This is a genomic window from Streptomyces sp. NPDC058239 (genome assembly GCF_042882185.1).
Classification (GTDB): Bacteria; Actinomycetota; Actinomycetes; order Streptomycetales; family Streptomycetaceae; genus Streptomyces.
In genome coordinates this window covers 49,133-62,294 of sequence record NZ_JBHVWS010000053.1, presented here as the reverse complement: position 1 = coordinate 62,294, position 13,162 = coordinate 49,133, and the positions used below count along the sequence as shown (strand labels likewise).

Here is a 13,162-nt window from a genome sequence, read left to right as displayed (position 1 = left end):
GCCGGTGGCGCGCACGGCCCGGCCGATCGGACGCCGCGCGACGATCACCACGGTCAGTACGGTGACGCCGGCGACACCCCCGATCAGCCAGGGCGACCCGACCCGGTCGCCCAGCCCGGCGAACGGTCCCGAGCTCCGGCCGGCCGCGGCGCGGGGTGCGGGGGAGGCACTGGGCGCGGGGGGCTTCGCCGCGTCGGCGTTCTCCTCGGGCAGGACACCGAACTCCACGCCGGACCCGTTCGCGTCCTCCGGCAGGATCAGCGGGAAGCCCGGGGTCAGCTGATCGGGACTCACGAAAGCCGAACCGTCCGGCAGTTGGCGCCCGCTGTTGAGGACCAGGATCTCCTCGAACCGGTCGCCGTCGCCGAGGGTGCGCTGCGCGATCCCGAACAGCGTCTCCTGCTCGCCGCCGTTCTCCTGCGCGGACTTGACCACGTAGTACTTCGTCACCTCGTCGGCCCGCAGCGCCCGGGAGGGCTGCGCCCGCACGGCTGCCAGGACCGGTACGGAGTCCGGAGCCCGTACCGGTCCCAGAGCCTGCGCCGGTGCGGGCAGCGCCAGCCAGGTGACGGCCACCAGGCCGCACACCGCCGTCACCCGTGCCGTCGTGCGCCACGGCGCCGGCCGCCGCGCTTCGTTCGTCGTCCTCGGGGCGTCGCGCATCCTTCTCGTCCTCCTCCGTACGGGGCCTGGTGACGCGCACTGCTGATGCGTCGGCCGTCACACGCACGGAACCCCGGGGCGGTTCAACGAGCTGAACCGAAACGTCGAACACCCCGTTAGGAGGTGCCGAACGGGCTTGTAGCCGGGAGGAGTTGGATATGGCGCGTCGGCATGCCACGGGCTGGGAGGTGCTCGGGTTCGGGGAGGACCCGACCCCCGGGAACCCGGAGGCGATCAGAACACTGGCCAAGACCTATCAGGAGCTGAGCGAAGGAGCGGGCGAGGCGGTCGAGCTGCTGCGCGACGACGGGGCGCTGCGCCGCGGCAAGGGCCAGGCGATGGATGCCCTGAAGACGCGCATCACCAAGGACCTGCCGGGGCTCCTGGAGAAGACCAGGGACTCCTTCCGCACCGCTGCGGGCGCCTACGACGAGTACGCGAACACCCTGACCACCGCCCAGGACCTGCTGGACCGGGCCATCGACCAGGGCCAGGAGGTCGCCGCCACCGCGAAGACGGAGGTCCCGGCGCTCGCGGCGGACGCCACCCCGGAGCAGGCCGAGACCCACCAGACGCAGCAGGGCGAGGTGAACGCCGCGAAGGAGGCGCTGTCCGCCGCCGAGGAGCTCGGCCGCATGGCGCAGCGGGTGCGCGAGGAGGGGTCCGAAAAGGCGACCATCATCCTCGACGACGCCGCTGAACAGGCCATCCCCGCACGGGACTTCGTAAAGGCGTTCGGTGACTTCCTCGCGGACAACCCGCTGGTGGAGATCATCGCCGGTGTCATCATCGGCATCGTCGCCGTGTTCTTCCCGGTCGTGGGTCTCATCCTGGGCGCGATCCTGTTCGCGGTGTCGGTGATCCGGATGGTGTCGCAGGGCAAGATCGACGCCGGTGAGATCATCATCGGCCTGCTCACCCTCGTACCCGGTGGTGTCCTGCTCGGCGGGCTCGGGAAGATCGTCGGGGCGGCGGGCAAGCTGGCGAAGCTCGCGCCGTTCCTGGCCAAGGTGGGCAAGGGCGTCGGGACCGCTTCCGGGGCTGTCTCGGCGGCCCTGAAGAACTCGACGTTCATCCGCAAGATCATCGACCCGCTGTCCAAGGGACTCGTGGGTCTCAAGACGTCCCCCGGTCTGGCCCTCGGTGCCAAGTTCGCGATCGACGTGACCACCGAGTTCAGCCTCGGCTTCCTGGCGAGCGGGCTCACGGCGTGGATCGACGGGAAGAAGTTCGACGCGGCCTCGGCCGCCAAGGGTGCCGCGCTCGGCGCCGCCACGGCCGGTGCCCTCACCCTGTTCGGCGGGACGAAGTTCGCCACCAGCATCAAGGACGCCTTCACCACCAAGGGCAAGTTCAAGAGCAACATCGACAAGGCGTTCTCCGTGAACAGCCTCGGTGTCGTCGACGGCAAGTTCAAACCCGGCAACGTCCTGTTCAACGACACCAAGGGCGGGCAGAAGACCGGCTTCCACGGCATCAACGGCCAGACCAAGTCGGACCCCACCACGGGCGAGGTCAAGACGAAGGTAACGACCCCGGACGGCGCGAAGACCGAAACGAAGATCACTCCGCCCGGTCCCAAGGCCGACCAGGTCGAAGCCCCCGACGACCTGCCCTTCGGAGTCCCGGGGCCCGAGACGTCGACGACCACCACGACACCGGACGGGTTCACGTCGACGACCGCGAACGGCACGAACACCATCAAGAGCCCGGACGGGGACGTCATCACCTCGAACGGCAACACGACGACGATCAGCACCCCGGTCCAGGGCCCGACCACGAAGGAGCAGATCACCGGCGGGCTCGGCGGCGAGTTCGCGCCCGCGCAGTCGGAGAAGCCCGCGCTCTCCACGGAGCTGGGCCCGAACGGCGGCTTCACGACCTCGGGACCGTTCGGCGAGGTCTCCAAGGGGCCGGACGGCACCACGACGTTCAGCTCGCCCGGCGGTGACGGCGGTGGTCCCACGCCGGAGTTCACGGTGAACAACAACACGATCTCCACCCCGAACGGCCTCACCCTGACCGACAACGGCGGCTCCACGACCGTGGGTGGTGGCGGGCTCACCACGGACAACACGAACGGCGTCAACTCGGTTTTCAACGGCCCCCCGGCGGGTCAGCCGGTGGCGACCCACAACCCCGCCGACGGCAACGTCGACATCAACTTCGGCAACACCACGCTCAACGGCAACACAGGGAACCCCGGCGGTGGATTCGCCCTGCCGGACGGCACACAGGCCGGCATCGGCAACAACGGCGACGTGAGCGTCGTCAACGGGAACGGCGGCGGCCAGAACGTCAACCTGCCCCCGGCCAACGCGGGCGGCCCGGTCACCTTCACCGACACCAACGTGAACACCACCATCCCCCCGGGCGGCGGCGCCACCATCACCACGCCGGGCGGGCCCGCGACCACGCTCGACCACACGGGGTTCACGGTGAACACCGGCGGCCCCACCCCCGACACGGTGCAGTTCAACGGGCCGGGCAACTCGCTCGACGTGACGCCGCCCGGCGGCCAGCCGCAGGTCTCGGTCGGCCCGGACGGCTCCATTACCACCGGCAACATCAACACCGACGGCGGTGGCGGCGGTACGGTCACCGGCGGCGGGGGGAACGTGGCGTTCTCGCCGACCGACATCAAGTTCAGCACGCCCGACGGCGGGACGTTCACCGTCAACCCGCAGGGCCAGTTCGACCTGAACCCCTCCGGCACCCAGCCGCCGGTCACGGTCAATCCGAACGGGGACATCGCCGTGGGCCCATCCGGCGCCGCCCCGGTCACCTTCAACGGCCCCGACGGCACCGCCGTCACCACCAAGCCGGGAGGCGGCCTCGACGTGACGCCGCCCGGCGGTCAGCCGCAGGTCTCGGTCGGCCCGGGCGGCGGCGTCGCCGTCAACGGCATCACCACGGACGGCAACGGTGGCGGCACTGCCACGGGCCCCGGCGGCAAGGTCGACTTCTCGCCGCTCGACATCAAGTTCAGCGCCCCGGACGGCACGACGTTCACCATCAACCCCAACGGCAAGTTCCAGGTCGACGGGATCAGCCACGGCGCGGACGGCGTCACCATCGGCGGCTCGACCACGGTCCACAACGACGGCTCGGCGAGCATCGCCCACGGCGACCAGGAGATCAACGTCGCTGCCGACGGCACCATCACGGCCAACGACGCGCAGGGCAACCCGGTCCCGCCGGCCGTGCCGCAGCCGACCCCCGGAAATCCGGTGAACGCGGGCAACACCACCATCTCCGTGGACAACGGCGGCGGCCACTCGGTCACCGTCCACGGCCAGAACGGCACCACGGTGACGGTCGCCGGCAACGGCACCACGACCGTCAACCATGGCCCGATTCAGGCGAGTCATGGCCCGAACGGCATCAGCGGCAGCGTGGGTACCGGCAATCCGATCCAGGCCGGCCAGGGCCCGAACGGTGTCACGACGGTCAGTCAGAACGGTACGTCGGTGAGTACGGGCGGCAACGGCCCGACCACGGTCGGACCGCAGGGCGGGCCCGCCTCGGTCACCGTAAAACCGCCCACGGGACAGGACCCCGCCCAGGTCACCACCGCCGACGGCAGCACCACCAGCGTCCACGGCGACGGCACCGTCACCAAGTCCGCGCCCGCCGGAGCCGGCAGCCAGACGGTCAACACGGGCGGTCCGGGCAACACCACGGTCACGGTCGGCGACAACGGCACCACGACCGTCAGCAATGGCCCGATCCAGGCGAGTCACGGCCCGAACGGCATCAGCGGCAGCGTGGGCACCGTCAACCCGGTCCAGGTCAGCCAGGGCCCGGACGGCGTCACGACCGTCAGTCAGAACGGTACGTCGGTGAGTACGGGAGGAGACGGCCAGACCACGGTCGGACCGCAGGGCGGGCCCGCCTCGGTCACCGTCAACCCGGCCGACGGAGCCAACCCGACGCAGGTCACCACCTCCGGCGGCAGCAACACCACCCTGACGGGGAACGGTGCCCAGACGGACGTCAACGGCACCAACACCGCGAACAGCACGATCAACAACGACGGCACCATCAGCAACAACGCCCCGGCGGGGCCCAACAGCACCGTCGTCACCGGACCGAACGGCACCACCGCCGCCGACAACAACGGCAACTTCAGTGTGGACAACACCGGCACCGTCACCAACGGCCCGGTCACCATCACCGCCAACACCGACGCCGCCAACAACCCCGTGGCCACCTTCACCGACACCGGAGCCGGCGGTGCGCAGGCCGATGTCGGCACCAACGGGGTCAGCACCCAGGGCGTCGACACGACGCTCGATCCGGGCGGCGCCGTCACCTTCACCCACCACCAGGCACCCGGTGGTCCGGCCACGACCGTCAACTCGGGACCCGACGGCACGATCACCTCGCAGACCCCCGACGGGGCCGAGGCGAAGGTGCCGCCGCCCCCGAACCCCGCGGGCGGCCCACCGCCCCCAGGCGGCGCACCCGCACCGGCCCCCAGCACGATCACCAACAACAACGGCGCCACCATCTCGTCGGACGGGCAGACCACCACGTTCACCGGCGACGGGTTCACGACCACCATCGGCAACGACGGCACCGGCCCGGCCACCGCCACCGTCCACCACGACTCCGGCGTCAGCCACACCGTCGACAACAACGGCCAGGCCACGGTCAACAACTCGCCGAGCGGCGCCGGCATCACCGGCACCAACACCCAGGTGATGGTGAACACCCCGCAGCAGGAGGGCTGGGGCCTGTTCGGCAAACCGGACATGACAGGTGGCCAGAACACCCTGTCCAACGGCCCGGACGGTCCCACGATCACCACACACGGCGCGGACCCGGTCCACGAGCCCGGCAGCACCGTCGTGCACGGCCCGAACGCGGGCGGACCCGAGGGCGAGTTCTCCGTCACGTACGGACCGGCCACCAGCACCTTCGCGCCCGGCGGCGTCACCGGCCTCGGCCCCTCCGGTACCCACTTCGACCCGGCCACCAATCTCCCCGTCGACACGGCGGGCAACCCCATCGGCAACAACCCCGGCGACACCACCATCAGCACCGTTACCGGCGACGGCAACAGCGGCATCACCGTGCCCACGCCCGGGGGCGGCCCCGTCGTGCACCACGACGGCTTCTACGGCGGCAACACCAGCGTCGGCACCGGCAACAGCTCCCTCGGCAAGAGCCCCGGCGACGTGGAGAACGCCGGAACGCCGGGCCAGAAGTCCGACATCCTGGACGGCCCGCACAACCCCTTCAACCTCGGCCCCGCGCCGGGCCCCGAGACCTTCACGGTGGGCGGCAACGGCGGCGGGCCCTCCGTGGACGTCCCGGTCGGCGGCAAGGGCGACTCCACCGTCCACAACGGCCCGTTCGACGTGAAGGCCAACGGCGACGGCTCCTTCGACGTGTCCGTGCCCGGCAGCAACCAGCCCGGTGACAAGGTCACCGTCGGACCGGACGGCACCCTCACCGGGCCCGGCGTGGCTCCGGGGGCGCAACCCGGAGCAGGACAGGAAGGGCCTGCCGGACCCCCGCAGGTCACCTTCAGCAACAACACCACCGTCACCGGCGGGCAGGGCACGGCGCCCGTCGTCACCCCCGGCGGCGGCGGCGCCACCACCACCTTCGCCAACGGCGCCGCCACCACCACCAGCCAGACGGGCAACGTCACCATCACGCAGAACCCCGACGGCAGCACCACGTTCAGCAACACCGCGGGCGGCGAGAACACCACGTTCACCGTCACCAAGGACGGCGTGGAAGGCACCGTCATCACGACCGACAACAACGGCAACCAGACCACGTTCGACGTCTTGGTCAACAACAACGGCTCCGTGCAGGTGAAGGACGCCAACGGCAAGACCCTCACCGAGGTCGACGCGAACGGCTCCTTCAACGAGCAGCACACACCGATCCACGACTACCACGCCTACGCGGGTGGCCCCACCTCCGTCACCGACCTCCACGATTACGGCTACGAGGCCCTCACCAGCATCCTGAAGGGCGCCGTCGGCCAGGCCGTCAGCGTCGGCTACGAGGTGGGCGCCAACGGCGCCGACGCACAGACCACCCTGGAGAACGCGGGCATCAAACTCGGCTACGGCGTGGGCAATTCCCTGGCCGGCAAGAAGGTCGAGAACGACCACGGATTCAAGACCAAGGGACCCGAGGTGCCCCTCGCCTCGCTTCCCACGAAAACCCTCGGCGCCGTCAACTCCAACCAGGACACCGAATTGGCGAATCCGCCGGAAGAAGCCCCCATCAAGGTCTGAACCGAATGACCGCACCCCTCGTGTGTAGGGCGCGGGTCCACGAACTGCTCCATGAAATACCCATCCGCACAACCGACTTGGAAACAGGAGACATTCCGATGGCCGATTACATCGTGAACGACGAGAAGACCGGCGCCGCCGCCACGCAGACCATGAACGAGTACGAGATCGCGGTCGCCCAGCTCAACAAGATCAAGGCCGACCTGGACGCGCTCACCGCCGACGGCTACAACACCCCGTCGGCGAGGAACGACTTCCAGCCCTTCGTGCAGGAGTACACGGACAACTACGGCAAGGTCACCGAGGGCCTCACGGGCATCTCCGAGTACATCAAGAAGTACGGCGAGGGCATGACCCAGTTCGACTCCGAGATGGGTTCCAGCCTCCGCAAGTGACCCCGCCCGGACGTCGGCCGGGCCGGGCCGGCCCCCTCTCCGGTCCGGCCCGGCCGACGTACCCGCACCCCTGGCAACCCCTGGTGACCCCCGTGCCCAAGGAGCACTGACGATGCGTCTGACCGTCACCGCCGTCGACCCGGAGCAGGGTCAGACCGCGGACATCATGATCGAGGCCGACCCCGAGGCCCCCGCGGGTGAACTCGCCGAGCAACTGCACCGGCGGCTGCGCGGCGGCACCCCGACAACACCGCCCGTCCTCTACCACGGGGCCACCCCGCTCCCCGCCGACCAGCCGATGGCCGCCGCCGCACTGCGCTCCGGCAGCCTGCTGTCCCTGGACGCCCCCGCGCCCGAGGCGGGCCCGGAGCCGGACGGCGTCGTGGAACTGCGCGGCGTCGGCGGCGCCGACGCGGGAGTGGTGTTCCGGCTGCCGCCCGGCGACTACGAGATCGGCTCCGCCGCGTCCTGCCGCGTCCAACTCCGCGCCGATGGGCTCGCGAAGACCGCGGCGCGCCTGAAGGTGCACGCCGACGCCACCGCGACCGTGCGTTCCGTCGACCAGGACGGCGTCACCTGCGACGGCACCGAGGCGCGGGACTGGGCCACATGGCCGCTCGGCGGCGTTCTCACCATCGGCCCGGCCCTGCTGGAACTGGCCGCGCCCTCCGTGCCCGACGCCGCCCTCCAGCCCTCCGACGACGGCGTGGGGCTCGACTACAACCGGCCGCCCCGGCTGCTGCCCCCGCCCGTCAACAACCGCTTCCAGCTCCCCGTGCCGCCCGGCAAACCCACCCGCAACAAGCTCCAGCTCATGCTGATCTTCGCACCGTTGATGATGGCCAGTGTCTCGTTCGTCATCTTCAACAACCCCAGGTTCCTGGTCTTCGGTGTCCTCTCCCCGGTCGTCGCCCTCATCTCCCAGTTCTCCAACAAGCGCCGGGGCAAGGAGAGTTACGAGGACCAGCTCAAGGAGTACGAGGAGAAGAAGGCCGCACTGGAACAGGACGTGGACGAGGCGGTGCTCGCCGAACAGCACGCCCGGCGCCTCGCCGCGCCGGACCCGGCGTCGGCCCTCCTGATCGCCACCGGCCCGCGTCAGCGGCTGTGGGAGCGTCGTTGGCGCGACAGCGACTTCCTGCTGATGCGGCTCGGCGTCGCCGACCGCCCCGCCTATGTGGAGCTCCAGGACCCTGCCGAGCCGGAACACCGCCGCAGGGTCGACCGCACCACGCACGCCGTGCCCGTGACCGTGCCGTTGCGCGCCGCCGGCGTCATGGGCGTCGCCGGCGGTGCCACCGCCGAGCCGCTGGTGCGCTGGCTGATCGCCCAGGCCGCCGTCCTGCACAGCCCCTCCGACCTGCGGATCTGTGTACTGTCCGGCACCGGCGGCGCGGACCGCTGGTCCTGGGTGCACTGGCTGCCGCACTGCGCGCCCCTCGGCGAGGACACCATCTCGCTGGTCGGCGCGAGCGCCGAGTCCGTGGGCCGCCGCATCGCCGAACTCACCGCCGTGATCGCCGCCCGGCAGGAGGCCGGCGACCGGGCACCGCGCGGCGGCGCCGCGGGCGAACCCGACGTCCTGGTCGTCCTCGACGGCGCCCGGAGACTGCGCTCACTGCCCGGCGTCATCCAGATCCTCCGCGACGGACCGGCCGTCGGCGTGTACGCGCTGTGCGTGGACGACGAGGCCCGGCTCCTGCCCGAGGAGTGCCGCGCCGTGGCCGTGGCCGGGCCGAAGTGGCTGCGCGCCGAGCAGGACAGCGCCGACCCCGTCGACGAGGTCCGCATGGACGCGCCGACCCGTTCCTGGTGCGTGGGCGTGGCCCGCGCGCTCGCGCCGATCCGCGACGTGGGCGACGACGCAGACGAGAACCTGCTGCCCGCCTCCGCCCGGCTCCTGGACGTACTCGGTCTCGAACCGCCCACCCCCGACGCCGTCGCCGCGCGCTGGGTGATCGCCGCCCGCAGCACCCGCGCCGTGGTCGGAGAGGGCGTGGACGGTCCGTTCGCCGTCGACCTGGCCGCCGACGGGCCGCACGGCCTGATCGCGGGCACCACCGGATCCGGCAAGTCCGAACTGCTCCAGTCCCTCGTGGCGAGCCTCGCCGTCGCCAACCGGCCGGACGAGCTGAACTTCGTGCTCGTCGACTACAAGGGCGGCAGCGCCTTCGCCGAGTGCGAGGACCTGCCGCACACCGTCGGCATGGTCACCGACCTGGACACCCACCTCGTGGAGCGGGCCCTGGTGTCCCTCGGCGCCGAACTGAAGCGACGCGAGCACATCCTCGCGGAGGCCAGGGCCAAGGACATCGACGACTACACCGACAAGCGCACCCGCCGTCCCGAACTCGCCCCCATGGCCCGGCTCGTCCTCGTCATCGACGAGTTCGCGTCGATGGTGCGGGAACTCCCCGACTTCGTCTCCGGACTCGTCAACATCGCCCAGCGGGGCCGCTCCCTCGGCATCCACCTGATCCTCGCCACCCAGCGGCCCTCCGGCGCGGTCACCGCCGACATCCGCGCCAACACCAACCTGCGGATCGCGCTGCGCACCACCGACACCGGCGAGAGCCGCGACATCATCGACGCCCCCGACTCCGGGCAGCTCTCGCCCCGCACCCCCGGCCGCGCCCACGCCAGGCTCGGCCACGCGGCGCTGCTGCCGTTCCAGACAGGCCGGATCGGCGGCCGCCGCCTCGACGCGTCGGCCACGGACGAGGACCGTCCGGCGCCGGTGCTCACCGAACTCCACTGGGAGGCCCTCGGCGCCCCGATGCCGAGGCCGGAAGCCCAGGAGGACACCTTCCAGCCGGTCACCGACCTGTCGGTCCTGGTCGACGCGGTACGCGACGCGGCCACCCAGCTCTCGGTACCGCCCGCCCGCCGCCCCTGGCTGCCCCCGTTGCCCGACGTCCTCACCCTCGCCGACCTGCCCGCGCGGCCCGAGGCGGCCAAGGACGGGCGGCTCACCCCGGTGGCGTACGGCCTCGTGGACGTGCCCACCGAGCAGGCGCAGCGTCAACTCGCCTTCGATCCCGACGAGATGGGTCATCTGTACATCATCGGCTCGCCGCGCAGCGGCCGCTCCCAGGCGCTGCGGACCCTCGCCGCCGCTCTCACCGGCGCGCACGGCTGCGCCGACGTCCACCTGTACGGCCTCGACTGCGGCAACGGCGCCCTCCAGGCCCTCAGCGGACTGCCGCACTGCGGTGCCGTGGTGGACCGGGGCCAGGTCGAACGGGTGACCCGCCTCCTGAACCGCCTGGTCGCCGAGGTCGGGCGGCGCCGTGAACTCCTCGGCAGGCGGGGCGTCGCCGACCTCACCGAGCTGCGCCGCGTCCTGCCCGAGGCGGAGCGGCCCCCGCACATCCTGCTGCTCGTCGACCGGTTCGAGGCGTTCGAGCGGGACTTCGCCAACTACGACCAGGGCAGCCTGATGGACGCCATGACCCTGCTCATGCGCGAGGGCGCGAGCGTCGGCCTGCACCTGGTCCTGACCGGTGACCGCATCCTCGGTCAGAACCGGTTCTCCTCCACCACCGAGGACAAGCTGGTCCTGCGCCTCAACGACCGCACCGACTACTCCATGGTGGGCCTCCACTCCCGCGACGTCCCCGAGGACCTCCCGGCTGGTCGCGGTGTGCTCGCCAAGGACACCGACAGCGCTCAGATCGCATTGATCCCCGGCAGCGACGGCAGCGCCCGCACAGACGCCACCGGCGCGGGCCAGGCCCAGGCACTCGGCGTACTCGCCGAACGGGTCGGGGAACGCGACGCCGACGTGCCCGCCGAGCGCAGGGCGTTCCGCGTGGACGTCCTGCCCGACGAGCTGGACTTCGCGGACGCGCTCGCCCGCAAGCCGCACAGCGTCTCCCCGCTGTGGGCGATGATCGGCGTCGGGGGCGACGAACTCGCCGCCATCGGCACCGACTTGTCGCAGGTGCCGTCCTTCGTGGTCGCCGGTCCGCCGAGGTCGGGCCGCAGCACGGTGCTGCTCACCATGGCGAAGTCGCTGACCGCTGCCGGCACGAAGATCGTGGTGATCGCGCCGCGCAACTCACCGCTGCGCCACCTCGCCGGACAGCCCGGCATCGTGGAGGTCTTCACCGACGCCGACGTCGCGGTCGCCGACTTCCGCGCCGCACTCGGCAAGGTGGACAGCCCCGCCGGAGCCATCCTCGTCGACGATGCCGAAATGATGATCAACTCCGAGCTCGACACCGACTTCGTCGCGCTCGCCCGTGGTAGCGCCGGGGACGGCTGGGGCCTGATCATGGCCGGCAACAACGAGGCGCTGCTCGGCGGCATCGGCGGCTGGCAGGCCGCCGTACGCCGCAACCGCTGCGGCGCCCTGCTCGCGCCCCGCCTGATGGGCGACGGCGAACTCGTCGGCGCCCGGCTGCCACGCGGCCTGATGGGACAGGACAGCGAACCCGGCCGCGCCCACCTGCAGCTCGGCGACGGCCGCTTCACCACGGTCCGCGTGCCCGCGACGACGGTGGACTGACCGACCGCACGGCGTACGGCACCACCGCGTACCGCACCACAGAGCAAGGCCCGGCCTCCGCTCCCGTCCGGCCACCGGGGGAGCGGAGGCCTTCCGGCCTCCGGCACACGCGAAGAAGAGGGCCCGGCCGTTCCTCCCAGGAACGGCCGGGCCCTCCGCGAGGCCGGCGTCGATCAGGTGGTCGCCGCGCTGGCGGCCAACGGCTCCTTCTCGCCGAAGGCGAACGTCGACGTGATGGCGTCGAAGAGGTCGTACAGCGGCTCGGCGAGCGGGATGTTCGGGCTGAAGCAGGTGATGATCAGGACCCGCTCACCACCGGGAACCGGCACGAACGTGTGCGTCACCACCATCTTGTACGAGACACCGTCGGCGATCTCCGTCTCCTCGATGCCGGCCATCCGGCCGACCGGACCGACACCGGGCAGCGTCGCCGTCGTGAGGGTCCGGGTGGTGTTCTCGCGGCGGCGCCCGGTGGCCGAGAACTGCTCGGTGATGCCCTTGGCGGAGAAGTCCTCACCGGGCGGCGGCTTCACGCTGAACACCATGAGCCCGGCCATCAACAGGCCGTCCTCGTACATGGCGGTGGTACCCGCCGCATAGACGGCGCCGCGCCTGCGGGCGCCCTCCATGATGCGCCGCGCGCTGCGGAACGTGTGGTTGATGGCGTCCCGGGTCTCCTTCTGCGGAGCGTGCCGCAGCATCTCGGCGCGGCGCTCGGCGAGCGTGTCGCCGTGCAGGTCGTACTCCGTCCAGTTCTCCGGGATGGCGATCCCGAAGGTGTGCGAACCAGTGGTCATGGGACCGTGCTCCTCAGTTCGTTTCGGGCCGGGCTCGTTTCGGGCCGGGCCGACGGGGGGATCGATGAGGCCGTCGTCCTAGGACGGCCGGGCGGCTTTCCCGGCGGGCGGTGCGTCGCCGCCACCGTCCTTGCCGCCGCCTTCCTTCAGCGAAGAGCCCATCTTGGTGTCGAACTCCTCGAAGGCCTTCACGATGGCCTCGCAGGCGTCCTTGAGGTCCTTGCTGTTCCGCTTGACCTGCACGCGCCCGTCCTTCCACGCGTCGTCGAAGTTGGTGCCGGGGCGCACCAGTGGCGGGCCGACGTCCTCGGGGTCGTAGCCCGAGGGCCGGGTGTCGATGAGATCCATCACCCGGCCCAGAAGTTCACCGAGACGTTGCACCTCGTCTCCCGGCATCTCGATCTCGGCCAAGGCTCCTCCCTCGTACGCGTCGTCCGGCGGGCATGTCCCGCCCCGCTCCAGGAACGACCGTGGACGCGGGACGGTTCAACGACCCGCCGGATCAAGGGCGTACGGGAGGCGGAGCCGCAGGGA

General features: G+C 71.2%; 5 protein-coding genes and 1 pseudogene. 3 read left to right on the top strand and 3 right to left on the bottom strand.

Features of this window, described 5'->3' with window-relative positions; all coding sequences use genetic code 11:
* Positions 1 to 663, bottom strand: a pseudogene (locus ACFVYE_RS37725) (hypothetical protein); the annotation flags it as partial.
* A 158-nt stretch (positions 664 to 821) separates the two neighbouring features.
* Here ACFVYE_RS37725 and ACFVYE_RS37720 point away from each other — a divergent pair.
* The 3 genes from ACFVYE_RS37720 (at position 822) to ACFVYE_RS37710 (ending at position 11,831) form a co-directional block, all read left to right on the top strand.
* A complete protein-coding gene (locus ACFVYE_RS37720; protein ID WP_389608446.1) occupies positions 822 to 6,926 on the top strand; it encodes a putative T7SS-secreted protein in 6,105 nt (2,034 codons plus the stop codon).
* Between the two features lie 98 nt (positions 6,927 to 7,024).
* Positions 7,025 to 7,321: a WXG100 family type VII secretion target gene (locus tag ACFVYE_RS37715; RefSeq protein ID WP_266735754.1), complete on the top strand. Its 297-nt coding sequence runs from the start codon at positions 7,025 to 7,027 to the stop codon at positions 7,319 to 7,321.
* Between the two features lie 112 nt (positions 7,322 to 7,433).
* On the top strand, positions 7,434 to 11,831 hold the full coding sequence (locus ACFVYE_RS37710; protein ID WP_389608445.1) for an FtsK/SpoIIIE domain-containing protein: 4,398 nt from the start codon (positions 7,434 to 7,436) through the stop codon (positions 11,829 to 11,831).
* Between the two features lie 173 nt (positions 11,832 to 12,004).
* Here the strand turns inward: ACFVYE_RS37710 and ACFVYE_RS37705 are convergent, their stop codons facing one another.
* Both ACFVYE_RS37705 and ACFVYE_RS37700 read right to left on the bottom strand, forming a co-directional pair.
* Positions 12,005 to 12,628 (bottom strand): hypothetical protein, encoded by a 624-nt coding sequence (locus ACFVYE_RS37705; RefSeq protein ID WP_383973022.1) that lies wholly within the window; start codon positions 12,626 to 12,628, stop codon positions 12,005 to 12,007.
* A 78-nt stretch (positions 12,629 to 12,706) separates the two neighbouring features.
* A complete protein-coding gene (locus ACFVYE_RS37700; RefSeq protein WP_383973024.1) occupies positions 12,707 to 13,039 on the bottom strand; it encodes a hypothetical protein in 333 nt (110 codons plus the stop codon).
* Positions 13,040 to 13,162 lie beyond the last annotated feature (123 nt).

Bases quoted from the DNA above. Each gene is read 5' to 3' on its own strand.
- ACFVYE_RS37710 (WP_389608445.1), top strand. From the start codon at position 7,434: ATGCGTCTGACCGTCACCGCCGTCGACCCGGAGCAGGGTCAGACCGCG.
- ACFVYE_RS37705 (WP_383973022.1), bottom strand. From the start codon at position 12,628: ATGACCACTGGTTCGCACACCTTCGGGATCGCCATCCCGGAGAACTGG.
- ACFVYE_RS37715 (WP_266735754.1), top strand. From the start codon at position 7,025: ATGGCCGATTACATCGTGAACGACGAGAAGACCGGCGCCGCCGCCACG.
- ACFVYE_RS37720 (WP_389608446.1), top strand. From the start codon at position 822: ATGGCGCGTCGGCATGCCACGGGCTGGGAGGTGCTCGGGTTCGGGGAG.